22 protein-coding genes are annotated in these 25,996 nt (G+C 72.9%); 7 read left to right on the top strand and 15 right to left on the bottom strand.

Annotated elements, in window-relative coordinates; all coding sequences use genetic code 11:
- Nucleotides 1-48: 48 nt before the first annotated feature.
- The 3 genes from ACF07N_RS23170 to ACF07N_RS23160 are packed head-to-tail and all read right to left on the bottom strand — an operon-like array spanning nt 49 to nt 3,143.
- The gene (locus ACF07N_RS23170) at nt 49-957 is read right to left on the bottom strand and encodes a carbohydrate ABC transporter permease (RefSeq protein ID WP_392115994.1); all 909 of its coding nucleotides are present in this window, start codon (nt 955-957) and stop codon (nt 49-51) included.
- Nucleotides 954-1,847 (bottom strand): carbohydrate ABC transporter permease, encoded by an 894-nt coding sequence (locus tag ACF07N_RS23165; protein ID WP_383332483.1) that lies wholly within the window; start codon nt 1,845-1,847, stop codon nt 954-956. Before ACF07N_RS23165 ends, ACF07N_RS23170 begins: the two co-directional genes overlap by 4 nt.
- Nucleotides 1,848-1,853: 6 nt before the next feature.
- On the bottom strand, nt 1,854-3,143 hold the full coding sequence (locus ACF07N_RS23160) for an ABC transporter substrate-binding protein (RefSeq protein WP_383347467.1): 1,290 nt from the start codon (nt 3,141-3,143) through the stop codon (nt 1,854-1,856).
- 287 nt (nt 3,144-3,430) lie between these two features.
- On the opposite strand from ACF07N_RS23160, the gene ACF07N_RS23155 reads away from it, so the two are divergent.
- The 4 genes from ACF07N_RS23155 to ACF07N_RS23140 all read left to right on the top strand — a co-directional run bounded on the left by ACF07N_RS23155 (nt 3,431) and on the right by ACF07N_RS23140 (nt 7,996).
- Nucleotides 3,431-4,444 carry a LacI family DNA-binding transcriptional regulator gene (locus tag ACF07N_RS23155; RefSeq protein WP_392117018.1) on the top strand — a complete coding sequence of 338 codons (1,014 nt, stop codon included), beginning with the start codon at nt 3,431-3,433 and terminating at the stop codon, nt 4,442-4,444.
- A gap of 430 nt (nt 4,445-4,874) precedes the next feature.
- A complete protein-coding gene (locus ACF07N_RS23150; RefSeq protein ID WP_392115991.1) occupies nt 4,875-5,906 on the top strand; it encodes an alpha/beta hydrolase family protein in 1,032 nt (343 codons plus the stop codon).
- Between the two features lie 120 nt (nt 5,907-6,026).
- Nucleotides 6,027-7,370 (top strand): amidase, encoded by a 1,344-nt coding sequence (locus ACF07N_RS23145; RefSeq protein ID WP_392115989.1) that lies wholly within the window; start codon nt 6,027-6,029, stop codon nt 7,368-7,370.
- 206 nt (nt 7,371-7,576) lie between these two features.
- Nucleotides 7,577-7,996 (top strand): VOC family protein, encoded by a 420-nt coding sequence (locus ACF07N_RS23140; protein WP_383332491.1) that lies wholly within the window; start codon nt 7,577-7,579, stop codon nt 7,994-7,996.
- A 40-nt stretch (nt 7,997-8,036) separates the two neighbouring features.
- Here the strand turns inward: ACF07N_RS23140 and ACF07N_RS23135 are convergent, their stop codons facing one another.
- On the bottom strand, nt 8,037-8,516 hold the full coding sequence (locus ACF07N_RS23135; RefSeq protein WP_392115985.1) for a GNAT family N-acetyltransferase: 480 nt from the start codon (nt 8,514-8,516) through the stop codon (nt 8,037-8,039).
- Nucleotides 8,517-8,571: 55 nt separating this feature from the next.
- Nucleotides 8,572-8,733 (bottom strand): hypothetical protein, encoded by a 162-nt coding sequence (locus ACF07N_RS23130; protein WP_383332596.1) that lies wholly within the window; start codon nt 8,731-8,733, stop codon nt 8,572-8,574.
- 469 nt (nt 8,734-9,202) lie between these two features.
- On the opposite strand from ACF07N_RS23130, the gene ACF07N_RS23125 reads away from it, so the two are divergent.
- Nucleotides 9,203-9,643 (top strand): hypothetical protein, encoded by a 441-nt coding sequence (locus ACF07N_RS23125; RefSeq protein WP_392115982.1) that lies wholly within the window; start codon nt 9,203-9,205, stop codon nt 9,641-9,643.
- A gap of 10 nt (nt 9,644-9,653) precedes the next feature.
- On the opposite strand, the gene ACF07N_RS23120 is transcribed toward ACF07N_RS23125, so the two are convergent.
- From ACF07N_RS23120 to ACF07N_RS23095, 6 genes are all read right to left on the bottom strand, one after another.
- Nucleotides 9,654-11,156, bottom strand: a complete 1,503-nt coding sequence (locus ACF07N_RS23120) for an SDR family NAD(P)-dependent oxidoreductase (RefSeq protein ID WP_392115979.1) — start codon at nt 11,154-11,156, stop codon at nt 9,654-9,656.
- A 103-nt stretch (nt 11,157-11,259) separates the two neighbouring features.
- Nucleotides 11,260-12,603 (bottom strand): wax ester/triacylglycerol synthase family O-acyltransferase, encoded by a 1,344-nt coding sequence (locus tag ACF07N_RS23115; protein WP_392115976.1) that lies wholly within the window; start codon nt 12,601-12,603, stop codon nt 11,260-11,262.
- Nucleotides 12,604-12,748: 145 nt separating this feature from the next.
- Entirely contained in the window at nt 12,749-15,367 is a 2,619-nt protein-coding gene (locus ACF07N_RS23110; RefSeq protein ID WP_392115973.1) for a PA14 domain-containing protein, read from the bottom strand.
- A 101-nt stretch (nt 15,368-15,468) separates the two neighbouring features.
- Entirely contained in the window at nt 15,469-16,689 is a 1,221-nt protein-coding gene (gene glgC, locus ACF07N_RS23105) for a glucose-1-phosphate adenylyltransferase (protein ID WP_383332503.1), read from the bottom strand.
- 51 nt (nt 16,690-16,740) lie between these two features.
- On the bottom strand, nt 16,741-17,892 hold the full coding sequence (gene glgA / locus ACF07N_RS23100; protein ID WP_383332505.1) for a glycogen synthase: 1,152 nt from the start codon (nt 17,890-17,892) through the stop codon (nt 16,741-16,743).
- Nucleotides 17,893-17,931: 39 nt separating this feature from the next.
- Nucleotides 17,932-18,687, bottom strand: coding sequence for a (2Fe-2S)-binding protein (locus tag ACF07N_RS23095; RefSeq protein ID WP_392115969.1), 756 nt, complete (start codon nt 18,685-18,687; stop codon nt 17,932-17,934).
- 210 nt (nt 18,688-18,897) lie between these two features.
- Between ACF07N_RS23095 and ACF07N_RS23090 the strand changes: the two genes are divergently transcribed.
- Nucleotides 18,898-20,142 (top strand): DMT family transporter, encoded by a 1,245-nt coding sequence (locus ACF07N_RS23090; protein WP_392115966.1) that lies wholly within the window; start codon nt 18,898-18,900, stop codon nt 20,140-20,142.
- Here ACF07N_RS23090 and ACF07N_RS23085 read toward each other — a convergent pair.
- Nucleotides 20,132-21,373 carry a transglycosylase family protein gene (locus ACF07N_RS23085; RefSeq protein ID WP_392115963.1) on the bottom strand — a complete coding sequence of 414 codons (1,242 nt, stop codon included), beginning with the start codon at nt 21,371-21,373 and terminating at the stop codon, nt 20,132-20,134. The two genes, ACF07N_RS23090 and ACF07N_RS23085, sit on opposite strands and share 11 nt — an antisense overlap.
- A 351-nt stretch (nt 21,374-21,724) precedes the next feature.
- Between ACF07N_RS23085 and gndA the strand changes: the two genes are divergently transcribed.
- Complete coding sequence (gndA, locus tag ACF07N_RS23080; RefSeq protein ID WP_392115960.1) at nt 21,725-23,164, top strand: NADP-dependent phosphogluconate dehydrogenase; 1,440 nt, start codon at nt 21,725-21,727, stop codon at nt 23,162-23,164.
- Between the two features lie 616 nt (nt 23,165-23,780).
- Here the strand turns inward: gndA and ACF07N_RS23075 are convergent.
- The 3 genes from ACF07N_RS23075 to ACF07N_RS23065 all read right to left on the bottom strand — a co-directional run bounded on the left by ACF07N_RS23075 (nt 23,781) and on the right by ACF07N_RS23065 (nt 25,511).
- Nucleotides 23,781-24,143 carry a GNAT family N-acetyltransferase gene (locus ACF07N_RS23075; RefSeq protein WP_392115957.1) on the bottom strand — a complete coding sequence of 121 codons (363 nt, stop codon included), beginning with the start codon at nt 24,141-24,143 and terminating at the stop codon, nt 23,781-23,783.
- A 27-nt stretch (nt 24,144-24,170) separates the two neighbouring features.
- The gene (gene panD / locus ACF07N_RS23070; protein ID WP_383332517.1) at nt 24,171-24,590 is read right to left on the bottom strand and encodes an aspartate 1-decarboxylase; all 420 of its coding nucleotides are present in this window, start codon (nt 24,588-24,590) and stop codon (nt 24,171-24,173) included.
- Nucleotides 24,591-24,779: 189 nt separating this feature from the next.
- Entirely contained in the window at nt 24,780-25,511 is a 732-nt protein-coding gene (locus ACF07N_RS23065) for a dienelactone hydrolase family protein (protein WP_392115954.1), read from the bottom strand.
- Between the last annotated feature and the right edge of the window lie 485 nt (nt 25,512-25,996).

Here is a 25,996-nt window from a genome sequence, read left to right as displayed (position 1 = left end):
GTCCTTGCGTGTCGGTGTGGGGGGGGGCCGGCCGTTCGGTGCGGGCGCTCAGCCCTTCACCGCGCCCTCGCCGACGCCGCGGAAGAAGTACCGCTGGAGGCAGGCGAAGAGGACGATCAGCGGTGCGACGGCGATGATCGTGCCGGCGGCGACGAGGCGCTCGTCGTTGGCGAAGGTGCCGTGCAGGTAGTTCAGGCCGATGGTGAGGGTGAACCTCGACGGGTCGCTCAGCACGATGAGCGGCCACAGGAAGTCGTCCCAGGCGCCCATGAAGGCGAAGATCGCGACGACGGCGAGGGTGCCCTTGACCGACGGCAGCGCGATGCGCAGGAAGCGCTGCCAGACGTTCGCGCCGTCGACGAAGGCCGCTTCCTCGATCTCGTAGGGCAGGTTGAGGAAGGCGTTGCGCATCAGCAGCACGTTCATGGCGCCGATGCAGCCGGGCAGGACGACGCCGATCAGGGTGTTGTTGAGTCCGAGGTCCCGCATGGTCGTGAACTGGGCGATGATGATGCCCTCGACCGGCACGAGCATGGCGAGGATGAAGGCCAGGGTGGCGGCGCGGCGGCCGCGGTAGCGCAGCCGGGCCAGGGCGTAGCCGGCGAGGGCCGCGCCGGCGCAGTTGGTGACGACGTTGGCGGTGGCGACCTTCAGGGAGTTGAGGGCGTAGTCCCACACGGGGATGGTGTCGGCGACCCGCGCGTAGTTGTGCAGGGTCGGATCGCCCGGCAGGAAGGTGGGCGGGGAGCTGTAGATGTCCTCGGTGGGGCCCTTGAGGGATGTGGACAGCTGCCACAGGAACGGGCCGATGGTCAGCACGAGGACGGCGAGCAGCAGGACGTAGCGCAGGGCGAGTTCCCACCCGCGGACGCGGCGGCCGTGTTCGTCGGTGACGCGGGGCTCGCGGGCCGCGGCCGGCGTCCTGCGCGCCGGGGACGCCTTGTCCAGGACGCTCATCGGTCCTCCTTCCGGTCGGCGCGCAGTACCAGCAGCATCAGGGCGACGGTGACGACGAAGACGACGACGGAGATCGCGGAGGCGTAGCCGACCCGGCCGCTCAGCCCGGTGCCGGTGCGCTGTACGAGCATGACCAGCGTGGTGTCCTCGCCGGCCGGTCCGCCGCTCGGGCCCGCCAGCAGGTACACCTCGGAGAACACCTTGAACGCGGCGACCGAGGAGAGCGCCCCGACCAGGACCATGGTGGAGCGGACGGCGGGCACGGTGACGGTGAGGAAGCGGCGCACGGCGCCCGCCCCGTCCACGGCGGCGGCCTCGTGCAGTTCGCGCGGCACGTTCCCGAGCGCCGCCAGATAGATGATCATGTAGTAGCCGAGGCCTTTCCACACCGTCACGGCCATGGCGCTCAGCAGGAGCAGCCACTGGTCGCTGAGGAAGCCGACGCGGCCCGCTCCGACCGCCTCCAGCAGGGAGTTGACCAGCCCGCGCTCGTCGAGCAGCCACACCCAGATCAGCCCGACCACGACGATCGAGGCGACGACCGGGGTGTAGAAGGCCGACCGGAAGAAGGCGATGCCGGGGATGTTCTTCTGCACCAGCAGGGCGAGCAGCAACGGCAGGACGACGAGGAGCGGGACGACCCCGAGGACGTAGAGCGTGCTGTTGCGCAGGCCGGTCCAGAACATGTCGTCGTGCAGCAGCTCGCGGAAGTTGGCGAGCCCCACGAACCGCCCGGGGATCAGGGTGCGGCGGTCGGTGAAGGAGTTCACCACCGTGGAGACGAACGGGTAGAGCACGAACGCGCCGATGACGAGCAGACCGGGGGCGGCGAACAGCCATGGGCTGGTGGGCAGTTGGCGCCGCACCCGGGGGATGCCGGAGGAAGCCATGAGGTGTCAGCCCTGCTGCTTCAGAAGCCGGTCGCACTCCTTGACAGCGTTGTCGAGCGCTTCCTTCGGGCTCTGCCTGCCCTGGAGCGCCTTGGCGACCTCGTTGCGCAGCGCGATCTTCATCTGCTCGCTGAACAGCACCGGCGTGTAGTTGACCGCCGTCTTCAGGGACTTGGCGGCGGCGACCCGGACGCGGGTCTCGTCGGTGCCGTCCTCCTCGGTGAAGTACGGGTCGTCGAGTGAGCCGGCGGTGCTGGGGAAGATGGCGACCTTCTTGGCGAAGGACATCTGGTGGGCCGCGTCCGTGACGAAGTGCGCGAAGGCGACAGCCGCGGGCTTGCGCTTCGACTGGGAGTTCACCATCACGCCCATCACGTACATGTTGACGTGGCCGGTGCTGGTGATCTGGTCGGTGATGCCGATGTTCCTGTACAGGCTCGGCGCCTGCTTCTTGAAGTTGCCGAGGTCGAGGGCGCTGCCGGGGTTCATGGCGACGGCCCCGGTGAGGAACTTCTTGCCGGAGGACTCAGGGGTGGCGGTCAGCGCCTGCGGGTCCAGCGCCTTCGCGTCGTACAGCTTCTTGTACTCGGTGAGGAGTTCGACGCCCTTGGCGTCGTTGAAGGTGAAGGCGGTGCCCTCCTTGTTCATCAGCGGGACGCCGTAGCGGCCGAAGTCCTCGATGGTGGGCACGTTGGCGAGGGTGGCGACCTTGCCGTCGCTCTTCTCCGCCAGCTGCAAGGCGGCCGAGAACAGCTCGCCGTACGTCTTCGGCGGCTTCTCCGGGTCGAGCCCGGCCTCGCGGAACAGCGTCTTGTTGTAGAAGAGGGGGCCGGTGTTGAGGTACCAGGGGAAGGCGTAGGTGCCGGTCATGCCCGGTATCCGGTGGCCGTCCCAGGCGCCGGGCAGGTACTCCTTCCGGTACTGCGGGGCGGCCTTGTCCAGGTCCAGGGCGAGACCGGCCTTGGCGAGCGGGGCGACCAGGTCCGGGGAGACGTTGACGACGTCGGGCAGGGTGCCGCCGGCCGCGTCGGCGCTGATCTTGTCGGCGTAGCCCTCGGCGGGCTGGTCGACCCACTTCACGTCGGTGCCGGGGTACTTCTTCTCGAACTCGGCGATCAGGCCCTCGAAGTACGGCTTGAAGTTGGCGCGCAGGTTCCAGGTCTGGAACGTGATGTCGCCCTCCACCTTGCCCGAGGCGTCGCTCGAACCGCCTCCGCCACCCCCCGAACCGCAGGCGCTGAGGGGCAACAGGACGGCGACGGCAGCGGCGGCGAAGGCTCTGCGGGAGATGCGCACGGGGACCGGCTCCTTGGGAACGGGATGGCGGGAAGGTGGCGGGAAGGCGGCGGAAAGGACGCCGGGGCAGACCTTGCATCGTTCCGTTCCGGGAAGTCAATGCATTCCGCGCAGCTAAAGTCTTTAGCTGCGCATCACCGCAGGTCAGATGGGGTTGCTCAGTCCTCTTGCAGGCGATCACTAATGCGCTTTAGGATCAGCGCACTCAAGCGCATTAGTGATGCGCACCCGACTGATGACAGGAGGCGGGCGTGACGGAAAGGCGCTCCCCGGCGCGGCGGCCGACGATGAAGGACATCGCCCGGCGGGCCGGCGTCTCCGAGAGCGCGGTCTCCTTCGCGCTCAACGGCAGGCCCGGGGTGTCGGAGGTGACCCGGGACCGGGTGCGCCGGGTCGCCGAGCAGCTGGGCTGGCGGCCCAGCACGGCCGCGCGCGCCCTGTCCGGGGAGGGCGCGGCGACGGTCGGGTTCGTGCTGGCCCGCCCGGCGGGGACGCTGGGCGTGGACTCGTTCTTCCTGCAACTGGTCTCGGGCATCCAGGAGGTGCTCGCGGAGCGGCATCTCGGGCTGCTGTTCCAGATCGCCGAGGACATCGGCGACGAGTGCGCGGTGTACCGGCGGTGGTGGGCCGAGCACCGGGTGGACGGCGTGCTGGTGGTCGACCCACGCACCGACGACCCCCGGCCCGGGCTCCTCGACGAACTGGGGCTGCCCGCCGTGGTGATCGGCGGCGCCCCGGACGGACGGCACCCCCGCTTGTCGACGGTGTGGGCGGACGACGCGGGCGCGATGGCGGCCCTGGTGGACGGGCTGTTCGCGCTCGGCCACCGCCGGATCGCGCACATCGCCGGGCTGCCCGGGCTGGCCCACACCGAGCGCCGGATCCGCACGCTGCGCGCGGAGGCCGAGCGGCGGGGCCTGTCCGAGGTGCAGTCGGTGCCGACCGACTACTCGGACGCGGCGGGCGCGGCCGTCACCCGCCGGGTGCTGGACGGGCCCGGCGCCCCGACGGCCCTGATCTACGACAACGACGTGATGGCCGTCGCCGGGGTGGCCGCGGCGGCGGAGTTGGGTTTCTCGGTGCCGGCCGACGTGTCGGTGGTGGCCTGGGAGGACTCCGCCCTGTGCCGTCTGGTCAAGCCGTGGCTGTCCGCGCTCTCCCGGGACAGCGTCGAGTTCGGCCGCACCGCGGCGCGGGAACTGACCGCCCTGCTGGACGGCGGCCCGGCGCGGACGGTGCGGGTGCCGGTGCCGGCGCTGATCGAGCGGGACAGCACGGGGCCCGCGCGGGGGACGTCCTGACGGGTCCGCCCCGCGCGGGGGAACGTCCTGGAGTCCGCTGGGCCCGGCCCCGCTCGCCCCGGCGCCACTCCACCCGGCGCCACCCGGCCCCGCGCCACTCGACCCGCGCCACCCGGCCCAGCCCACCTGACCCGGCACCACCCGGCCCCGCGCCGCTCCACCCGGCACCACCCGGCCCCGCGCCACTCGACCCGCGCTGCTCAGCCCGGCGCCGCTCCACCCGGCACCACCCGGCCCCGCGCCACTCGACCCGCGCTGCTCAGCCCGGCGCCGCTCCACTCGGCGCCGCTCGCCCCCGCACCACTCGACCCGGGCCCCGCTCGACGCGGCGCCCAGCCCCGCGCCACTCGGCCCCGGGCCGGCAGAACCCAGGCGGAAGCCAGGCGGCGGGCCCTGCCCGCCCGACCCCGGCTGCGTCACAATGGACGGTATGCGCCTACGGGGCACCGCCTGTGCCGCGGCCGGACTGCTGCTGGCCGTCGCCGCCGGCTGCACGGGGAGCGACGGGTCCGCCGCGCCCGCGACCACGGCGGCGACCAGGAGCGCGACCGAAACCCCGGAGCCGCGCAGCACCACGCCCTCCCCCGGCCCGGTCGACCCGGTCTCCCTCCCGGCCCTGATGCGGCGCGAGCACACCGGCTCCGGTCTGCGCCTCGGCGACGTCCTGGCCCGCACCTCCGCCTACACCCGCTACGCCGTCACGTACGAGGCGAACGGCCTGACCGTCTCGGGGATCATGAACATCCCCGCGGGCAAGGGCCCGTTCCCCGCGCTGGTGCTGGCGCACGGCTACATCGACCCGGACGTCTACGTCAGCGGCCAGGGCATGCCGCGCGAGCAGGACCGCCTGGCCCGCAGCGGTTACGTCGTCCTGCACACCGACTACCGCAACCACGCCCGCTCCGACGACGACCCCGGCAACGACGTGAACCTGCGCCTCGGCTACACCGAGGACGTCATCGGCGCCGCCCTGGCCCTGCGCGACTCCGGACGCCCGGAGATCGACGGCGGCCGGCTCGGCCTGTTCGGCCGGTCGATGGGCGGCGGGGTCGTGTACAACACACTGGTCGTGGCGCCGGGCCTGTTCGACGCCGCCGTCGCCCACGCGCCGGTGAGTGCCCGCCCGCAGGAGAACATCGACCACTTCCAGCGGCCCGGCGGCGACCCGGTCGTGACGGAGATCGAGGACAGGCACGGCACCCCTGAGGAGAACCCGGCGTTCTGGCGCGGCGTCTCAGCCCTCAGCTACGCCGACCGCCTGACCGAGCCCCTGCTGATCCAGCACGGCACCGCCGACGGCACCTGCCCTCTGGCCTGGTCACGGGAGGCCGCCCGGGTGTTCCAGGAGGCGGGCAAGGACGTGGAGTTGCGCACCGTCGCCGGTGAGGGCCACACCTTCGGGCCGCGGTGGGCCGCCGAGATGGACGTCACCGAGGCCTTCTTCGAGCGTCATCTGCGCTGAGCGGAGCGTCATCTGCGTTGAGCGCCGCACGCGATCTCGACGTGCGCCCCCGGCCGGTGCACAGTTCTCCCTACGTACTCACCGGTAGCCCCGTCTCCCCCGTCCTCCCGAGGAGCCTCTGTGACCACCTGGGCCGGCCGCACCGCCGCCGAGATGTCCGCCGCCGTCCGCGAGAAGCGGGTCACGCCCCGGGAGGTGGTCGCCGAGCATCTCGAACGGATCGGGCGGCTCGACGGCCGGGTGGGCGCCTTCCGCGTGGTCCGCGCGGAGAAGGCACTGGCCGAGGCCGACGAGGTGGGCGCCCGCGGCGACCTCGCCGAACTGCCCCTGGCCGGGGTGCCGGTGGCCGTCAAGGACAACCTCGCCGTGCGCGGCGAGTCCCGCCGCGTCGGCTCGGCGGCAACACCGGACACGCCCGCCGCGAAGGACCACGAGACGGTGGCCCGGCTGCGGGCCGCGGGCGCGGTCGTCGTCGGCCTGACCCACGTGCCGGAACTGTGCGTCTTCGGCACGACGGACGGTGTGCTCGGCACCACCCGCAACCCGTGGGACCCGCAGCGCTCGGCGGGCGGCTCCTCGGGCGGCAGCGCCGCCGCCGTCGCGGCCGGGATGGTGCCGATCGCCCTCGGCAACGACGGCATGGGCTCCCTGCGCATACCGGCCGCCAACTGCGGCCTCGTCACCATCAAGCCCGGGCGCGGGGTGGTCCCGTCCGGGGCGGGGGACAGCGACTGGTTCGGGATGTCGGAGAACGGCCCGCTCGCCACGACGGTCGAGGACGCCCGCCTGATGCTCGCGGTCCTCGCCGGCACCGAACCGGCGGCCCCCGGCGCACCCGGTGCCCTCAAGGTCGCCGTGTCGCTGCGCAGTCCGCTGGCCGGGGTCACCATCAGCCGGCCGTACGCGGCGGCCGCACGGGACGCGGCCGCAGTGCTGATGCGCGCCGGCCACCTGGTCCGGCGTGCCGATCCGCCCTACCCGCTGTCCCTCGCCACCACCTCCCTGCTGCACTGGACGGCGGGCACGGCCGCCGATGCCCGGCCCCTCGACCCGCGCCTGCTGACCCGGCGCACCCGCGTGCACGCGCGGCTCGGGCGGCCGTTCGTGAGCGCCGCCGGCGCGGGGGCGGCCCGGGAGCGACTGCGGCACCGGCTGGAGCCGTTCTTCGCCGAGTACGACGTGCTGCTCACGCCCGCGCTCGCCCGCCGCTCCCCCAAGGCCGGGCCCTGGCACGAGCGCGGCTGGCTGCGCAATCTGCTGGTCAACACCGCCTACTCGCCTCTGACGCCGGCGTGGAACCTCACCGGCTGGCCCGCCATGGCCGTCCCCTGCGGCACCCTGCCCTCCGGCGCGCCCTGTGCCGTGCAGCTGGTGGGGCGTCCCGGCTCGGAGGACCGACTCCTCGCTCTGGCGGGGCAGTTGGAGGCCGGAAATCCGTGGCGGCGCACGGCGCCGGTCGGCTAGGGTCGGCCGGGTGACTGCCGGGTCGGCCGTAGGCCATGCACGAGTGAGGCGCCCGGCCTCGGTATGAGGGCGGCGGGGGTGACCCCGCCCGGCCCCGGCCGAGAGCCGCCGCGGGCACGGGCCCCGCCCGCTGTCTCCGCGTTCCCTCCTCCCCCGCCCCTCGCGGCGACATCGCCACCACTCGTGAACCGGAGACACATCCACTCATGTCCCTCGCAGAACACACCCCGGGCCTGCCCACCACCGTCGCCCGCCTCGACCACACCGTCGTCCACGCCTCGGACCGCGCACTGTCCGCCGAGTTCCTGGCGGCCGTGCTGGGCCTGGAGGTCGGCGCCCCCTTCGGGCCGTTCCTCCCCGTGGACCTGGGCAACGGCGTGACCCTCGACTACTACGAGAAGACCGACGAGCCGATCCAGCCGCAGCACTACGCGTTCCTGGTGCCCGAGGAGCAGTTCGACGCGATGATCGCCCGCCTGGAGGCGCTCGGCGTGACCTACTACGCCGACCCGCGCCACACCGAACCCGGGCGGGTCAACGACCTGTTCGGTGGCCGCGGCGCCTACTTCGCCGACCCGGACGGCCACAACATGGAGATCATGACCCGCCCCTACGCCCGTCCCTGACGACCGTCCGGGACATCACGCACCGGCCACTCCCCGCGCGCTACAGGGCGCGGTACATGATGTGCAGTCCCACCGGGCCGTGCCGGGGGTGGTCGAACGCCCCGGGCACCGTTCCGAGGACGGTGAACCCGAGTGAGGTCCACAGTTTCACGGCGGGGTTGGTCTCGACGACGGCGTTGAACACCATGCCCCGGTAACCGGCGGCGCGGGCCTCGCTCAGCAGGTGCTCGGCGAGGGCCCTGCCGTAGCCCCGGCCGCCCCGGTCGGGGTCGACCATGAATCCGGCGTTGGCGATGCGGGCCGCCGGGCCGCCGTAGTTGGGGGTGAGGTAGGCGGAGGCGACGACCGTGCCGCCGTCCTCGACGACCCAGACGCGTTTCGCGGGATTCATCCACAGGACCCGGGCCTCCTCCTCGGAGGTTCCCGGGTCCCATGCGTAGGTCTCGCCCGCGGCGACGATACGGTGCCAGAACGGCCAGATGCGAGGCCAGTCGTCAGCCGTTGCTTCCCTGATCAGCATGGGTGCGAGTGTGGCACGCCCATGCCCGGCGGCCGCCGAGGGGGCCGCGTCCGGTTCAGTCGACGCTGGGCAGGATGTGGGGCTCCGCGAGGTCCTCCTCGTAGCCTGCGAGGCGGATCGGGGCCGACCGGGCCCACACGTCGAGGCTGCCGAGCTCGTCGACCCGTCGGCCGGCGCGCTCGCCGCGTTCCTTGGGGCGCTGATCGCGATTCGTCATCTCCGGTGTCACCGCGCACTCCTTATGTGTCGGTCACCCTCGGGACGTACGCGCCGGTCCTGCTGCGCCTGACGCCCGCTCGGGCCATGTGTCATCTGCAGTTCGGACGCGGTGGCGCCGGTCGACTCTCGGGAGAGCAGGCCGTGGTGTACCGGCTGGTCCCATGACGGACCGTGGGTGTGGGTAGGACCCCGTGCTGCTGTCCGTCCGCCTCAGGTTAACCAAATGAGCGGGGCCCTGCTCGATGGGGCTGAAAACAACCGGTAACGATCGCGCGTCATCCGGTGTTCAGCTTGGGTTTCCGTACCGGTTCGCCCCTGTACGGACCTTTTTGAGGGTCACTCTTTCGGCGTAGGGAGGCGACGGCGCTTTCCGGCCGGTGGCGCAGTTCAAGTGCCGTTGGCCGGGTCGCAAGCTCGTCATGCTCTGCTGCCGTACGGCAACGGCCGTCCCGCGGGAGGACTGACGCATGGAACTGCGCAGCGTCGAGGAGCTGATGGACCTGCTGTACGCCTGCCGGGACGCCCGGGCCGTCCCGGATCCCGGCGGCCCGCCGGCCGACCCGCTGGAGCACGCGCTGCGGACGGCCGCCCTGCTCCGCCGGGGCCGCCCCGCCGACAAGGAGCTCCAAGTGGCGGGGCTGATAGGGCCGGTCGGCGCGCTGCTGGGCGGCGGTGACCCGGCCGGCCGGGCCGCCGACGCCGTGCGTGCCCTGCTGGGCGAGCGGGTGTCCCGGCTCGTACGCGACTGCCCCGGCCGGGACGTCCCGGCCGGCGACGATCTGCTCGCCCTGCGCCAGGCGGCCGAGGAGGCCCGGACGGCCGGTCTCGACGCCGGGGACCTGGAGGACTGGCGCACGGTGCTGGAGCTGCTTGCGGCCCGCGACGTGCGCCTGGGTGCGGTCGACTGACGACCGGCGCCTACCACTTCCCCGGCGCGTAGTCCTTCAGGAAGACCCCGTACAGGTCCTCCCCCGCCTCGCCCCGCACGATCGGGTCGTAGACCCGGGCCGCGCCGTCGACGAGGTCGAGCGGCGCGTGGAAGCCCGCCTCGGCGAGCCGCAGCTTGTCGTAGTGGGGCCGCTCGTCCGTGATCCAGCCCGTGTCGACCGAGGTCATCAGGATGCCGTCGGTCTGGAACATCTCCTGCGCGCTGGTGCGCGTGACCATGTTCATCGCGGCCTTCGCGGCGTTGGTGTTCGGGTGCCCCGCGCCCTTGTAGCCGCGGCCGAACACCCCTTCCATCGCCGAGACGTTGACGACGTACGCGCGGCCGCTCGCCGCCTTCTTCGCGGCCTCGGCCATCGCCGGCCGCAGCTTGCTGATGAGGATGAACGGGGCCGTGTAGTTGCACAGCTGGGTCTCCAGCAGCTCCACCGGGGAGATCTGCTCGATGGTCTGCACCCAGGTGTTGGTGTCGACGACGTCGGGGACCAGGCCGCCCGCGTCGATCGCCGTGCCGTCCAGGTGCCGCTCCACGCTGGCGTTGCCGGCGACCAGGGCGAGGTCGGCGACCTGCTGGGCGTCGAGACCGCTGGTGCCCGGCGGCAGCGCGGCGAGGCCGTCCACCGCGCCGGAGTTGAAGGCGCCGATGACGTGGTGGGCCGGCAGTTCACCGGCGGGCAGCGGCGCGCTCTCGCCCTCGACCAGGGCGGCGTAGGCGGAGGGCAGGCGGCGCACGGTCTGGGTCGCGTTGTTGACCAGGATGTCCAGCGGCCCGGCCTCGGCGACCTGGTCGGCGAGGGCGACGGCCTGCGCCGGGTCGCGCAGGTCGATGCCGACGACCTCCAGGCGGTGCAGCCAGTCCGCGGAGTCGTCCATGGCCTTGAAGCGGCGGATGGCGTCCTTCGGGAACCGCGTGGTGATCGTGGTGTGGGCGCCGTCGCGCAGCAGCCGCAGCGCGATGTACATGCCGATCTTGGCGCGGCCGCCGGTGAGCAGCGCGCGCTTGCCGGTGAGGTCGGCCCGGACGTCGCGCTTCTCGCGGTTCAGGCGGGCGCAGCCGGGACAGAGCTGGTGGTAGAAGTAGTCGACTTCCACGTACCGGGTCTTGCAGGTGTAGCAGGAGCGCGGGCGCTGGAGTATCCCCGCGATCCGGCCCTCCTCGGTGCGCGAGGAGGGCAGCAGGCCCTCGGTCTCGTCGTCGATGCGCTGGGCGGAGCCGGTCGCCGTGGCCTCCGTGACCGCCTTGTCGTGGGCGGTCTTGGCGGCCCGGCGCTCCTGGCGGCGGCGCTGCTTGACCGTGCGGTAGATGCCGGCGGTGGCCCGGCGCACCGCGATGGCGTCCGGGTGGTCGACCTCCAGCTTGTCGAGTTCTTCGAGCACGCTGAGGCAGATCGCCAGGCGCTCGGGGTCGATGCCGGGTCCGTACGAGTGCCCGCTCGCCTCGTCCATGGCCTGCGGGCCGTCCTCTGTCACCGTCATCGCCGCTGCGTTTCCCTGCTCTGCGTCGCGGTGCGCCGGTCGCGCCCGCATCCGAACGGCGGATTTTACTTCAGCGCGGGGCGGGACCGCCAAACGCGTGCGCTCACGGCCGGCAGGCCTTGATCAGCGTCGCCACCTCCCTGGACACGGCCGTCGCGAACAGGTCGAGGTCGGGGACGGCCTCGCCGTCGGCGACGAGGCCGTAGTGGACCGCGCCGCGGTAGGTGGAGACGGCGACCGCGAGGGAGTGGCCCGGGGCCAGCGGGGCGAGAGGGAAGACGGCGGTGAGGGGGTGGCCGCCGAGCTTCAGGCCCAGGCTGGGCAGGGGCACGCTGGTCACGAGGATGTCGAACCAGAGCCGGGCCGCCTGCCCGACCAGCGGTCCGCCGAGCCGGTGGGCGAGAGCGGGCACGTGGTCGGCGAGCAGGGCGACGGCGCCGGCGCCCCGGTTGGGTCCGGCGTCCTTGTTGCGGTCCATGGCGGTGCGGACCGAGGCGAGACGGGCCAGCGGGTCCGGGTCGTCCACCGGAAGCCGTATCAGGTACCCGGAGAGCCGGTTGCCCTGGGGGTGGGCCGTGCGCGGGCGGCGCCTGGAGACCGGGATCAGGGCCCGGGGCGCCACGCCCTCGCTGGCGTCGCCGCGCTCGTCGAGCCAGCGGCGCAGGGCGCCGGCGACGACCGCGATGAGGACGTCGTTGACGGTGCCGCCGACGGTCTTGCGGATCCGGTGCACGTCGTCGAGGTCGAGCACCACTCCGGCGGTGCGGCGGGTGCCGCTGGGTTCGCAGGTCAGCGCCGGGGTGGAGCGCACGTCGAGGGAGGAGCGGGCGACCGAGGCGCCGATGTCCAGGGCCTGGGCGGCGCCGGAGAGGGCGCCGCGCAGCAGGCCGGGCAGGTCGCGCACGTCCGGCAGCGGACCGCGGGGCGGGGCGGCGGGGCGGGGCCGGGGCGGGGGCAGGTCCATCGGGTCCATGACGCCCGCGGCGAGGGTCAGTGCCCGCAGCCCGTCGGCCAGGGCGTGGTGGAACTTGAACAGCACCGCGAAGCAGGCCCCGTCCTCGCCGGGCAGCACATGGGCCTCCCACGGCGGCCGGCCGCGCTCCAGCGGACGCCCCATGAGCCGCCCGGCCTCCGCGTGGAAGTCGGCCGTGGGCGCGTGCAGGCGCACGTGGTGCAGCGGGTCGAAGTCCGGGTCCGGCTCGCGGGCCGCCCCGCCGAAGGCGAGGGGGCTGCGCAGGGCGGCGGGCAGCGGCTGCCACACGTCGCGGATCCGCATCCGCAGTCCGCTGACACCGGCGGCGCGGGCCGCGAGCAGGTCCGCCGCGTGGGCGCCGGCGGCCGGCGATTGCGCGGAGAAGATCCCGAGCGCGCCGAGGTGCATCGGGTGGTCGGCGGACTCCAGGTTCCAGAACGCCAGGTCAAGGGGGGCGAGCAGATCAGCAGTCAAGAGCTTGCCTCGCGTCGACGAAAGGATGAGCCAGCAGTCAATCGCCCCCGGCCGATTACGGTCAAGTACGATCACGCTACGCACAGTTAACAGCGTATGAAGTCCCGCCCCGGTGAGAGGGGCGGGACTCATGGTGCATGTGCGGTCAGTCCAGCACAGGTTGCGGCGCCGGGCACCCCGTGGGAGTCACCCGGGAGGCGTCACGGATCAGCGTCTCGTGCGCGGCCTTGAGCCGGGCCGTGTCGGGTTTCAGCACCGCGCGGTCGTAGGTGAGGAAGCCGTTCAGCTCACCCTCGACGTCCGCGATCTGGGTGTAGACGGCACCGTTGCTGCCCTTGCAGACCAGCGCCCGGACCTCGTCCAGCTTCTCCAGGTAGTCCTCCGTGTAGGTGGCCGGGTCGACGTCGACGTACGACTGCTGCACGGACCAGGCGTGGCCGGGCACCGCGAGGCCCAGGCCGCCGTACTCGCCGCTGACCAGGGCGCGCCGCCCGTCGGGGCGGGGCGGCAGGGCCGGGCTCGGGTAGCCGTGCTCGTCCATGATGTCGCCGGTGCCGCCGTCGGCGCCGAGGTTCAGCCCGGACTGGCCGTTCACCAGGCGGGTGGGGTCCCAGGCCTTGGCCTGCTCGGCGATCCGGCCCACGTCGTACTGGCCCCAGCCCTCGTTGAAGGTCACCCACATGACGACCGACGGGCTGCTGACGTGCTCGTCGATCATCTCTTTCAGCTCACGCTCGTAGCGGGCGCGGGAGGTGGCGCTCGGGTCGACCCCGGCCGTCATCGCGGGCATGTCCTGCCAGACCAGCAGGCCGAGCCGGTCGGCCCAGTAGAACCAGCGGTCCGGCTCGACCTTGATGTGCTTGCGCACCGAGTTGAAGCCGAGCCGCTTGTGCGCCTTCAGGTCGTAGGCGAGGGCCTCGTCGGTGGGCGCGGTGTGCAGGCCGTCGGGCCAGAAGCCCTGGTCCAGGGTGGCCATCATGAAGACGGGTTCGCCGTTGAGCAGCGTGCGGGGGACGCCGTTCACCTTCTCGACGGCGACGGAGCGCATGCCGAAGTAGCTGCCGACCCGGTCGGCGCCCACCTTGACCTTCAGGCCGTAGAGGAACGGGTCGTCCGGCGACCACAGGTGCGGGTCGCGCACCGTCAGCGTGAGCGGGCCGCCGGTGCGGCCGCTCGCGGTGGCCACCTTGCGCCGGCCGTCGTACGCCGTCGCCGTGACCGGTACGCCGTCCCGGACGCCCCGGACCTCGACGGTGACCTTCTCGCCCGCCACGTCGGGGACGATCTTGAGGGAGTCGGCGTGGTCGCGGGCCACCGGCTCCATCCAGACCGTCTGCCAGATGCCGGAGGACGGGGTGTACCAGATGCCGCTGGGGTCCAGGCGCTGCTTGCCGAGCGGCGGGTTCTCGCCGGAGGCCGCGTCGGTCGGGTCGTAGACGCCGACGATGAGCTCCTGGGTGCGGCCGGGCTCGAGCGCGTCGGTGATGTCGGCGCCGAACTTGTCGTAGCCGCCCTCGTGCGTGGCGACCTTCGTGCCGTTGACGTAGACCTCGGAGCGCCAGTCGACGGCGCCGAAGTTGAGCTTGAGCCGCTGTCCCGAGCCGATGTTCCAGTCGCGCGGGACCGTGAAGGTGCGGCGGTACCACATGCGGTCCTCGTGCCGCTCGATGCCGGAGAGCTGGGACTCCACCGGGTACGGGACGAGGATGCGCTCCTTCAGTGTCTTCCCGACGGGCGGCTGTTCGCCGGCCTCGGCGGCGGCGAACTGCCAGCGGCCGTTGAGGTTCTTCCAGGCGTCCCGGGTCAGCTGCGGGCGCGGGTACTCCGGGAGGGCGTTGTCCGGTCCGACCTCGTCGGCCCAGCGGGTGCGCAGCTGGTGAGTGGAGTGGTTCGGGCCGGACGTCCAGAACTGCTTGACAACGTTGCCGTCGGCGTCGGTGAGGCCGCCTTCGCCGTCGTAGCGGACGTCGGCCGTGCCGCGGGCCGTGCCGGTCTTGTTGCCGACGACCGGCTCGTCCAGGGCGACCAGCAGGGCGGTGGGGTCGGCCGGGTCCGGGCGGGCCTCGCCCAGGGGCCAGGCGGCGCCGCCGATCACGGCGTCGAGGTGGTCGGTGAAGTCCGCCGGGGGCGTGGCGAGGGCCTGGGCGAAGTCGAGCTTCAGGGTGCGGCCGGTGGACTGCACGGTGGCCGCGAGCGCGCCGTCGTAGTCGAAGCCGTCGGGGAGGCGGAAGGCCGACTGCGGGACGGGGGCCTTGGCGGCTCCGGGCTGGGTCCAGCGCAGGTGGAAGTTGGAGCCGCCGTAGTGCTCGAAGTACTCGACCTTGAGGTCGTAGGCCCGGCCGGCGGTCAGCTCGACGGGTTCGGCGGTCTGCTCACGGTCCCAGTCGTCGACCCAGTGGTCGATGGCGAGCCGGCCGTCGATCCAGAGGCGGAAGCCGTTGTCGGCGCTGACGGAGAAGGTGTGCGGCCCGGTCTTCTCCGGGACGATCTTCCCGGTCCAGCGGACGCTGACGTCGTCGGAGCGGCCGGTGGTGAAGTTCAGGCGCGGTTCCAGGTTGTCGAAGTCGAGGTCCTGGTCGAAGGTCGTCGCCTTGAGGGTGTGGAAGTCGAAGGCGCCGGGGGCGGAGTGGGTGTAGTACTCGCCCTTCAGGCCGTGTATCTCGGCCGGTTCGTCGGCGAGGGCGGGGACGGCGCTCAGGCCCGTCAGGGCCAGGAGCGCGGCGAGCAGTAACGCGAGGCGGTCTCTGAGGCGTCGGGGACGCACGGAACCTCCATGCCAACGTTGTCATGTACAAGACGTTGGCATGACAACACGGATCGGGGGCTTCGTCCAGAGGCAGGACAAAGTCCCCCGCCGGTGTCTCGTCAGGTGACCAGCTGGCCCTTGCCGAGCGCGATCACACCGCCCTTGGAGACCGTGTACAGCTCCGCGTCCCGCTCCGGGTTGACGCCGATGGTCGCGCCGGGCGGCACCTCGACGTTCTTGTCCAGGACGGCGCCGCGCACCACCGCGCCCCGGCCGATGTGCACGTTGTCGTGCAGCACCGAGCCCTGCACCACGGCCCCCGGGTCGACCACGACGCCGGGCGACAGCACCGACCGCGTGACCTGCCCGCGGACCAGGCAGCCCGCGCTGATGATGGACTCGCTGGCGATGCCGCCCGCGTTGAAGCGGGCCGGCGAGAGCTGGTACGAGTGCGTGTAGATCGGCCAGCTGCGGTTGTACAGGTTGAAGGCGGGGCGCTCGGCGATCAGGTCCATGTGCGCCTCGTAGTAGGCGTCCAGTGTCCCGACGTCCCGCCAGTAGCCCTGGTCGCGGGTGGTCTCGCCGGGCACGTGGTTGGTGCTGAAGTCGTACAGCGCGGCCTCGCCCCGGTCGGTGAGCTGGGGCAGGATCGAGCCACCCATGTCGTGCACGGAGGACTCGTCCTCGGCGTCCCGCTTGAGCGCCTCGATGAGGGCCTTGGTGGTGAAGATGTAGTTGCCCATCGAGGCGAAGACGCAGTTCGGGTCGTCCGGGAGCCCGGGCGGGGCGGACGGCTTCTCCAGGAAGCGCTCCACCGTCTGCCCGTCCGAGCCGGGCGTGATCACGCCGAACGACGAGGACTCGGTGCGCGGCACCCGGATCCCGGCGACCGTCACGCCCGCGCCGCTCTCGATGTGCTGGGCGAGCATCTGGCGCGGGTCCATCCGGTACACGTGGTCGGCGCCGAAGACGGCCACGTACTCGGGCCGCTCGTCGTAGATCAGGTTCAGGGACTGCAGGATCGCGTCGGCGCTGCCCAGGTACCAGCGGGGGCCGAGCCGCTGCTGGGCGGGGACGGGCGTGACGTAGTTGCCGAGCAGGTTGGACATCCGCCACGTGGTGGTGATGTGCCGGTCCAGCGAGTGCGACTTGTACTGCGTCAGGACGCAGATGCGCAGCACATCGGCGTTGACCAGGTTGGACAGGACGAAGTCGACCAGGCGGTACGTGCCGCCGAAGGTCACCGCCGGTTTGGCCCGGTCCGCGGTCAGGGGCATCAGCCGCTTGCCCTCACCACCCGCCAGCACGATCCCCAGGACCGAAGGACCACCACCACGCATGGCCGCTCCCCTCACGCCGATTTCCCGATGCCTGCCCCTGACCAGTACCCACTAAGCCTGTTTGACGATCTCCTCGTAGAGCCGCACCGTGCGCCGGGCCACCGCGTCCCAGCCGAACTCGCCGACCGCGCGCTCCCGCCCGGCCTCACCCATCCTCCGGGCGGCCTGCGGATCGCCGAGCACGGCGTCCATGGCCCGGGCGAGCCCCGCCTCGAAGCCGTCGCCGGCCGGGACGAGCAGGCCGGTCCTGCCGTCGTCCACCACCTCCGGGATGCCGCCCACCGCCGAGGCCACCACGGGCGTGCCGCAGGCCATCGCCTCCAGATTCACGATGCCCAGCGGCTCGTACACCGACGGGCAGACGAACAGCGCGGCGTGCGTGAGGAGCTGGATGACCTCCGGGCGCGGCAGCATCCTCGGGATCCAGTGCACGCCGTCGCGGACCTCGCTCAGCTCCGCGAACAGCTCCCGGAACTCCCGGTCGATCTCCGGCGTGTCCGGGGCGCCCGCGCACAGCACCACCTGCGCGGCCGGGTCGATGTCCCGCACCGCGCGCAGCAGGTGCGGCACGCCCTTCTGGCGGGTGATGCGGCCGACGAACAGCACGTAGGGGCGCGAGCGGTCGATGCCGATCCGGTCCAGGGCGTCCGTGCCGTGGTCGGGCCGGTACAGGCTCGTGTCGATGCCGTTGTGCACGACGTGGACCTTCTCCGGGTCCAGCGCCGGGTAGCAGCCGAGGATGTCCTCGCGCATCGCCCCCGAGACGGCGATCACCGCGTCGGCGGACTCGATCGCGGTGCGCTCGGCCCAGCTGGACAGCTCGTAGCCGCCGCCGAGCTGCTCGGCCTTCCAGGGGCGCAGCGGCTCCAGGGAGTGCGCGGTCATCACGTGCGGGATGCCGTACAGCAGCTTGGCGAGGTGGCCGCCGAGGTTGGCGTACCAGGTGTGGGAGTGGACCAGCTCGCGGCCCTCCAGGGCGGCGGTCATCGCCAGGTCGACGGAGAACGTGCGCAGCGCGTCGTTGGCGCCGTCGAGCGCGGACCACGGGCGGTGGCGCAGCACGCCGTCGGCGCGGCCCTCGCCCCAGCAGTGCACGTCCAGGTCGACCAGGGGTCTGAGCTCCCGGGCCAGGAACTCCACGTGGACGCCGGCACCGCCGTACACGTCCGGCGGGTACTCCCGGGTCAGCAGTCCGACGCGCACCCGCAACTCCCTGCTCTCAACGGCCGTTCCCTTTCATGGTCACCCAGATGGGGCGCGTGGGGAAGAGCGGGGCGCCCTCGGGAAACAACAGTCGCCGCAGACGCCCCCGCCGGGCACCCGGTAGTACAGGCAGCAGCTGCGCCGCCGGAAGGCCGTGCCGGTGAGGGTGCCGGCGCCGCTGAGCTGCGGATGGGCGAGGAGGCGCGCGGCCAGGGAGCGGGCCCTGGCGGCGGCGCCGGGGCGGCCGTGGCGGCGGGCCCAGCGGTCCAGTTCCCGGGCGGCGCCCGCCAGCGCCGAGGCGGAGTTGCCCCGCAACAGGCCCGGTGCGAGGCGGTGGTGGACGCGCAGGGCCGACGCCAGCGGGACCAGGTGCCCGTCCAGGACGACCTCCGCGAGGTGCTCCGGCTCCGCGGGCAGCGGCCGCACGCCGGACAGCCAGAGGTCGTCGGGGGCACTGCCGTCGGGGTCCCAGCGCAGACGGCGGGCGTCCAGGTCGGGCAGGCTGCCGTACAGCACGGCGCAGCCGAGGGCGACCGACCACAGCCGGGCCGCGAGTGCCTGGTGCGCCACGGACGCGGCCACACGCGGCTCCGGGACGCCCAGGGCCCGGGCGACCTTGCGCACACGGAAAATCAGCGGATTTCCCCCTTCGTCCGCTGCCGCCTCCGCGTAGGCCTGTGCGAGAGTGGGAAGAGGCCCGGCCGCCGCGGGGTCCGTGCGCAGCACGAAGAAGCCGCCGAGCGGGCGGAGCGCCGCGAGGCCGGGGTCGAGGTCCACGAGGACCAGTAGTACCAAGGCCCTTAGGGGACGCGCCGGGGTGGCCCCCGACTCGAGCCGCCCACCCTGGGGATGACGAGGCTCCCCTCGTACTCCATCGGCAGTAGGACCCAATGAGTGCTCAGGGACGACGACGGGAAGACCCGGACACGGCAGGGTGTTTGTCATGAAGGCAGACCGATCGCCGCGCCGGGCCGAGCGCCCCCGCCAGACGCAGAGGAGCAGCCGATGAGCGCCCTCGCTCTGTCCGTCCTGCTCTCCCTCGTCTCCGCGGTCGCCTACGCGGGCGGGGCCATCGTGCAGGAGCGGGTGGCGGAGTCCTCGCCCGGCGAGGAGTACGCGCCGCTGCGCCGGCCCGGCTGGTGGGCCGCGGTCGCGCTCAACGGCCTGGGCGGTCTGCTGCACGTGGTGGCGCTGGCCTACGGCCCGCTGAGCCTGGTGCAGCCGCTGGGCGCGCTGACCATCGTGGTGGCGCTGCCCATGGCCGCGCTGTTCGTCGGCCGCCGGGCCGGTGCCACGGCCTGGCGCGGCGCCATCATGGCCACGGTGGGTCTCGCCGGACTGCTGTCCCTGGTCGCCGCGGCCGAAGCGCAGTCGCTGACCGGTGCCGAGCGGGTGGCCGTCGCCCTGGTCACCGCGGGTGCCGTCGTCGTGCTGATGATCGCCGCGCGGGCCGCGCACCGGCACCCGGCGGTGCGCAGCATGCTGCTGGCGACCGCCTCCGGTATCGCGTTCGGCATGTCCTCGGTGTTCACCAAGACGGTCGCCGTCGACTGGACCGGCGGCGTGTCCGCGGCCGACCTGCCCTCCCTGGCCGTGATCGGCGTCCTGGCCACGGCCGGCATGCTGCTGTCGCAGGCCGCCTACCGGGGCGCCGGGCTCACGGCGCCGCTGGCGACGCTGACGGTGGTGAACCCGGTCGTGGCGGCGGCGGTCGGCATCACGATGTTCGGTGAGACGTTCCGCTACGGCACCGCCGGCACCGTGCTCGCCCTGGGCTGTGGCGTGGTGGCGGCCGGCGGTCTGATCCTGCTGACCACCGAGCGGCTCGCGCAGGACCGGCCCGAGAGCGAGCGGGGCGCGCTGGGCAGCACCGGTACGGGACCGGTCCCGGTGGACACCGCGGGTCTCGGCCTCGGCCTCGGTACGGCGGTGCGCCCGGGCCTGCCGGAGCCGGTGGAGGGCGTGCGCGTCCCGGAGCCGGTGGACGGCGTGCTCGTGCCGGAACTCGTGGACGGTGCGCTCGTGCCGGACGTGCTCGTGCCGGACGTGCTCGTGCCGGACGTGCTCGTGCCGGACGTGCTCGTGCCGGCGGCGCGTGTCCTCCCGGACGGGCCGTACGAGAGCGGGGTGCCGTCGGTGCCCGACCACGACACCGACGGCGAACGCCCGCTCTCCTACCTGCCCTTCTACAACCTCCCGTACGTGCCGCTGCCGGCGCTGGACCGGCACCGGGTACGGATCAGATCCTGACGCCGCCGGCCCTCAGGTACGCCACTGGGTCGACGTCCGAGCCGAAACCGGGCCCCGTCCGCACCTCGAAGTGCAGATGCGGGCCCGAGCTGTTGCCGGTGGAGCCGGAACGGCCGATGCGCTGGCCGGCGCTCACCGTCTGCCCGTCCCGTACGGAGATCGCCGACAGGTGGGCGTACTGGCTGTAGCGGCCGTCGTCGTGGCGGACGACGACCTGGTAGCCGAAGGAGCCGCCCCACCCGGCGCTGACCACCCGGCCCGCGGCGACGGACTTCACGGACGTGCCGGTCGGCACGGGGAAGTCGATGCCGGTGTGGTAGCCCTTCGACCAGGACGAACCGGCCTTGCGGTAGGGCGTTCCGAGGGAGGCGCTGACAGGGGCGACCAGGCCCTGCCGGGTGGCCGTGGACCGGGCGGCCCGCTCCTTTCCGGCCTCCTGCGAGCGGTCCTTGGCGCGCTCTTTCGTGCGCCCCTCGGCACGCTCCTTCGGGCGGTCGTCGACGCGCTCCTTCGGGCGGTCCGCCGCCGGCTTCCTCGGCGCCGGCTTGTGCGCGGGACGCGTCTTCGTACCGCCCTCGCCACGCAGGGCCAGCCGCTGGCCGGGCACGATGAGGTCGGGGTCGCCCCCTATGGTCGAGCGGTTGGCCGCGTACAGGCCGCGCCAGCCGCCCCGGACCTCGCGGTCGGACGCGATGCCGGAGAGGGTGTCGCCGTGGACCACGGTGTACATCTCGGCGCTGCCCGCGCGGGACTGCGGTGTGGACTGCGGCCGGACCTCCTCGATGGAGGTCTTCTTCTTCGTCTCCCGCTGCTTCGTGCGCTCGGCCGCCGGGCGGATGTCCGGCTCGCCGCCGCCCCGGGTCAGCCCGGCCCGCACCGAGCACACCGGCCAGGCGCCCGGGCCCTGCCCGTCGAGCACCTTCTCGGCGACCGCGATCTGCTGGTCCTTGGTCGCCAGGTCCGCGCGGGACGCGTAGGCCCGGCCGCCGTAGGCCTCCCAGGTGGACTGGGTGAACTGCAGCCCGCCGTAGAAGCCGTTGCCGGTGTTGATGTTCCAGTCGTTGCTCGACTCGCAGGCGGCGACCTTGTTCCACGTGTCCACGTCCGCCGCCTGGGCGGTGCCGGCGCCCAGGAACGGGAGCGCCATGCCCGCGCCGCCCGCGGTGACGGTGAGTGAGGCGCGGTTGATCCTGTTCGGCTGATACCGGCGGTGCCGGCCGCGTACGGCCATCGAAAGCCCCCCTAGACATGCGTCAGGAGGGGCAAAAGTAAGCGCTGCGAACCGGCCAGAACAAGACGCGTATCGGCCGCCCGGGGGTTCAAGTGGCCGGTATGGGGCCCCTGTTGCGCGACGTGCGCCCCGGCGGTGCATCGCGTACGCCACGCGGTGCGCGGGTGCGGCGCGCGCGGGGACGCGTACCTCGGCTGAGTGCGAGAGGGGCTGCCGTGCGTATCGTCCTGCGCGACGCCGTCCGGCCCGCGCGTGCGGCCGAGGTGGCGGCACGCCAGGATGGTCGGCGGGGGTCACGCCGGCGGGTACCCGCCGGCGGCACCGGTACCGAGGTCTTTAGGAGCGAACCGAATGAGCAGTACAGCGCAGATCGGCGTCACGGGACTGGCCGTCATGGGCCGCAACCTCGCCCGTAACTTCGCCCGCAACGGCTACACGGTGGCGGTGCACAACCGGACGCCCTCGCGCACCCACGCGCTGGTCGAGGAGTTCGGCGGCGAGGGGGAGTTCATCGCGTGCGAGAGCGCGAAGGACTTCGTGGCCGCGCTGGAGCGGCCCCGCCGGCTGGTCGTGATGGTGAAGGCCGGTGACCCGACGGACGCGGTGATCCGGGAGTTCGCGCCGCTGCTGGAGCCCGGCGACATGATCATCGACGGTGGCAACGCGCACTTCGCGGACACCCGGCGCCGCGAGCGGGAGCTGCGCGAGCAGGGCATCCACTTCGTCGGCATGGGCGTCTCCGGCGGCGAGGAGGGCGCGCTGAACGGCCCGAGCATCATGCCGGGCGGCCCGAAGGAGTCCTACGACTCGCTCGGCCCGATGCTGGAGAAGATCTCGGCCAAGGCGGCCGACGGCACGCCGTGCGTGTCCCACGTCGGACCGGACGGTGCCGGGCACTTCGTGAAGATGGTGCACAACGGCATCGAGTACGCGGACATGCAGCTCATCGGCGAGGCGTACCAGCTGCTGCGGGACGTCGCCGGCTACTCCCCCGCCGAGATCGCCGACATCTTCCGTACCTGGAACCAGGGCCGCCTCGACTCCTACCTGATCGAGATCACGGCCGAGGTGCTGTCGCACGTGGACGCGGAGACGGGCAAGCCGTTCGTGGACGTCGTGGTCGACCAGGCCGAGCAGAAGGGCACCGGCCGCTGGACCGTGCAGATCGCCCTCGATCTGGGCGTGCCGGTGTCGGGTATCGCCGAGGCGGTGTTCGCGCGGTCGCTGTCGGGTCACGCGGCGCTGCGGGAGGCCTCGCGCGGGCTGGCCGGGCCCACGGCGAAGCCGCTCGGCGAGGCGGAGGCCCGGGCGTTCGCCGACCGGGTGGAGCAGGCGCTGTACGCGTCGAAGATCGTGTCGTACACGCAGGGCTTCCACGAGATCGACGCGGCGCGCGGGGAGTACGGCTGGGACATCGACCTCGGCGCGGTGTCCGCGCTCTGGCGCGGCGGGTGCATCATCCGGGCGGCGTTCCTCGACCGGATCCGCGCGGCCTACGACGCCCGGCCGGACCTGCCGAGCCTGCTGTCGGACGACACGTTCGCGCAGGAGATCGCCGATGCCCAGGACGACTGGCGCGAGGTGCTGGTCGCCGCGACCCGGCAGGGCGTGCCGACGCCCGGTTTCGCGGCGGCGCTCGCCTACTACGACGCGCTGCGCGCGGAGCGGCTGCCGGCGGCGCTGACGCAGGGGCAGCGGGACTTCTTCGGTGCGCACACCTACCGGCGGGTGGACCGCGAGGGGTCGTTCCACACGCTGTGGGGCGGGGACCGCTCGGAGGTCACGGCGTAGCGCTGCGCGCCGGGGGCGCGTGGGGCGGGGCCGGACGCCGGCCGCGTCGAGCGTTCCGAGTGCGGGCCGGCGGGGCCGGTGGACACCTTGCGTGGTGTCCACCGGCCCCGTTCTCCTGCCGTGGTCAGGAGAGCGGCGGTCCGGGCTCGGGGTTCGGTACGGGTTCCGGGCCCGGGGGGATCGGCGACGGATCGGGCGGCTGCGGATTCGGTACGGGGCCGGGCCCGGGCGGCGGGGGCGGGGTCGGGGCCGGCGGCGGCGTGGGCGACGGCGGCGGCGGGGTCGGCTCGGGGCCGGGCGGGGGCTGCGGGTTCGGCACCGGGTCGGGACCCGGCGGCTCGGGGGGTGTGGGATCCGGTCCCGGTGTCGGGGCCGGCGGCACGGGGTCGGGATACGGGTTCGTCATCAGGTCCTCCAGCCAGTGGGACGACTCCGGCTCTGGACTACTCCCCCGCCTACCCGGCACCCGCCTCCGCAGTCACTCCCGGGCGGGACGGAGAGGGGGCCAGGTGGGGGAGGTCCCGGCGTCGTCGGGCGTTCCGGCTCTCCGGCACGCGAAGCCGCCCCGGTGCGGGACCGGGGCGGCTCGAACCCTGGGTGCCGGGCGTGCGGTCGGTCAGAAGCGGCCGGGGTGGGCCCGCAGCCAGTCCTTCGCGGCGTTCAGCAGGGCTTCGCCCGCCGGCGGCGCCTCGTCGGGGTGGCGTTGGGCCCACTTGGCGACGTAGGGGCAGAGCGGAGCGACCGTCCTGCGCTCGCGGGCGGCGAGAGCGTAGAGCTCACGGGCCAGGGAGCCCGCGATGCCCTTGCCCTCGTGGGCCGGTTCGACGACGGTGTGGACGGGCACGAGGGCCTGCTCGGGGCTGTCGAGCACGAAGTACTCGATGTGGCCGAGGACTTCGCCGTCGGCCACGGCCTCCAGACGGCCCGCCTCCCGATCGTCACGGATCTCCCGGTCGTCACGGATCTCCGGGTCGCTCATGGACACGCTCCTCGCTTCCGTCCTCCGTCAGGCCCCGACGGCCTGCGGGCTGCGCTGCTGGTCCGAGCCCGGTACCGGCTCCGACGGATCCGCGCCCAGGGCCACGATCCGGTTGTCGCGGTCCACGTGCACGACCCGCGGCGCGTACTCCCGCGCCTCGGCGTCGGTCATCTGGGCGTAGCTGATGATGATCACGAGGTCGCCGGGGTGGACGAGATGAGCCGCGGCGCCGTTGATCCCGATCACGCCGGAGCCGCGCTCGCCCTCGATGACGTACGTCTCGAGGCGGGCTCCGTTGGTGACGTCCACGATGTGCACGAGTTCGCCGGGCAGCAGGTCGGCGGCGTCGAGCAGATCGGCGTCGATCGTCACGGATCCCACGTAGTGCAGGTCGGCCTGGGTGACGGTGGCTCGGTGGATCTTGGACTTGAACATGGTGCGCAGCATGGTGTGCTCCCGGAGATCGGCTCCCTGCCTGCTTCTGCAGGTCAAGGGCTGTCTCCGGAGACTACTACCACCGCTGCCGCTCGTCATCGGCCGATCCGCCGAACCGGAACTCCGTCGGCCGTGCCGACCGCTTCAGGGGACGCGCCGGCCGGGAACCGGTTCCCGGCCGGCGCGTCGCCGGCCGTGGTGTCAGCCGAGGTGCCGGGCGAAGAACCTCAGCGTGCTCTCCAGCTCGAACGCCGGGATCTCCCCGTGCCCGCCGGGGTTGGCGTGCATCGTCTTCTCGGCCGAGGCGAAGGCGTCGAACAGCGCCAGGCTCTGCGCCCGCGGCACCCGCTCGTCGTCCCACTGCACCAGGAACTCCACGGGGACGGTGATCCGCGTGGCGGCCTCGGCCGAGGCCTGCGCCCCGCCCAGGCCCAGCACCGCCGCGCGGACCCGCGGTTCGGCGGCGACGAACGGAACACCGAGTCCGCATCCCAGGGAGACGCCCCAGTACCCCACCGGGCCGGCACCGACGTGCCCGAGTCGCTGAACCGCGTCCAGGACCGCCCGCCACTCCGGCACGGTCTGCCGGGCCACGAGCGCCTGGAAGTCGGCGATCAGCGGCGCCAGGTCCTCACCGGCTGCCACGCGGGCCTGGTTCTCGGCCACGATCCGCTCGTACTCCTCGACCTTCGGCCGGTCGCCATGGGCGGGGATGTCGGCGGCCACGACCGCGAAACCGCATGCGGTCACGAAACGGCGCGCACGCTCCAGGACGTCGGGGGCCTTTTTGTGCTGACCGCCACCGTGTCCCATCAGGACGAGCGGACGTGTGGCGGCGGCGCCTTCCGGCGTCCACAGCACACCGGGGATCTCGCCGAGGGTGAAGAGCTGTTCGCGGACGCCGCCGGACGACGTCTCTGAGGTGAAGCGCATGCGATTCATGCCTTTCGGGATGCCTCTGCGGGCGCTCCTCAGGCCATGCGAGGGAGGGAGGCCCGACCTGTCACAGCGTTGATCGGTCTCACCTCCTCGGTTCGCAGCGGTGCACGGCGGCAGGACCGTACCACGGAGGACCGCCTGCGGATCGACCGTGCGGCCGCCGGGCCGAGGCGCTGCGCGGGCGGTGACGCCGGGCCGTCGGCCGGCGGTCCTGAGGGGGTAACTGCGGGAAAACCGCCGGTTCACCGGTCACAAGGCGAACAAATTGTGTAGCCATCGTGACTGAAAAGCGTGGGTATCCGTCAGGAACTCGATCAGCCGATCGGACACACCGCCTCCCCCGCCCCTCCCACGAGCCGTCCGGCCGGCGTCCCGGACCGCCCCCCGGACCCCGCACACGGGGCGTACGCGCCCCGCGACGAAGGGTGGACCCTCCCACCGCCGACATGCGCCGTGATCAGCGGCGTGCATGCGGCCGC

The sequence above is a fragment of the Streptomyces sp. NPDC015242 genome, assembly GCF_043079125.1.
Classification (GTDB): Bacteria; Actinomycetota; Actinomycetes; order Streptomycetales; family Streptomycetaceae; genus Streptomyces.
The sequence above is the reverse complement of the archived record's forward strand: the minus strand, read 5'-3'. Positions and strand labels throughout refer to the sequence as shown.

What these genes read in the sequence shown, in the direction of transcription:
- ACF07N_RS23125 (WP_392115982.1), top strand. Translation starts at nt 9,203, where the DNA reads ATGGAACTGCGCAGCGTCGAGGAGCTGATGGACCTGCTGTACGCCTGC.
- ACF07N_RS23135 (WP_392115985.1), bottom strand. Translation starts at nt 8,516, where the DNA reads ATGCTGATCAGGGAAGCAACGGCTGACGACTGGCCTCGCATCTGGCCG.
- ACF07N_RS23155 (WP_392117018.1), top strand. Translation starts at nt 3,431, where the DNA reads ATGAAGGACATCGCCCGGCGGGCCGGCGTCTCCGAGAGCGCGGTCTCC.
- ACF07N_RS23075 (WP_392115957.1), bottom strand. Translation starts at nt 24,143, where the DNA reads ATGAGCGACCCGGAGATCCGTGACGACCGGGAGATCCGTGACGATCGG.
- ACF07N_RS23150 (WP_392115991.1), top strand. Translation starts at nt 4,875, where the DNA reads ATGCGCCTACGGGGCACCGCCTGTGCCGCGGCCGGACTGCTGCTGGCC.
- ACF07N_RS23165 (WP_383332483.1), bottom strand. Translation starts at nt 1,847, where the DNA reads ATGGCTTCCTCCGGCATCCCCCGGGTGCGGCGCCAACTGCCCACCAGC.
- gndA (WP_392115960.1), top strand. Translation starts at nt 21,725, where the DNA reads ATGAGCAGTACAGCGCAGATCGGCGTCACGGGACTGGCCGTCATGGGC.
- ACF07N_RS23120 (WP_392115979.1), bottom strand. Translation starts at nt 11,156, where the DNA reads ATGACGGTGACAGAGGACGGCCCGCAGGCCATGGACGAGGCGAGCGGG.
- ACF07N_RS23170 (WP_392115994.1), bottom strand. Translation starts at nt 957, where the DNA reads ATGAGCGTCCTGGACAAGGCGTCCCCGGCGCGCAGGACGCCGGCCGCG.
- ACF07N_RS23065 (WP_392115954.1), bottom strand. Translation starts at nt 25,511, where the DNA reads ATGCGCTTCACCTCAGAGACGTCGTCCGGCGGCGTCCGCGAACAGCTC.
- ACF07N_RS23090 (WP_392115966.1), top strand. Translation starts at nt 18,898, where the DNA reads ATGAGCGCCCTCGCTCTGTCCGTCCTGCTCTCCCTCGTCTCCGCGGTC.
- ACF07N_RS23085 (WP_392115963.1), bottom strand. Translation starts at nt 21,373, where the DNA reads ATGGCCGTACGCGGCCGGCACCGCCGGTATCAGCCGAACAGGATCAAC.
- glgC (WP_383332503.1), bottom strand. Translation starts at nt 16,689, where the DNA reads ATGCGTGGTGGTGGTCCTTCGGTCCTGGGGATCGTGCTGGCGGGTGGT.
- ACF07N_RS23140 (WP_383332491.1), top strand. Translation starts at nt 7,577, where the DNA reads ATGTCCCTCGCAGAACACACCCCGGGCCTGCCCACCACCGTCGCCCGC.
- ACF07N_RS23130 (WP_383332596.1), bottom strand. Translation starts at nt 8,733, where the DNA reads ATGACGAATCGCGATCAGCGCCCCAAGGAACGCGGCGAGCGCGCCGGC.
- panD (WP_383332517.1), bottom strand. Translation starts at nt 24,590, where the DNA reads ATGCTGCGCACCATGTTCAAGTCCAAGATCCACCGAGCCACCGTCACC.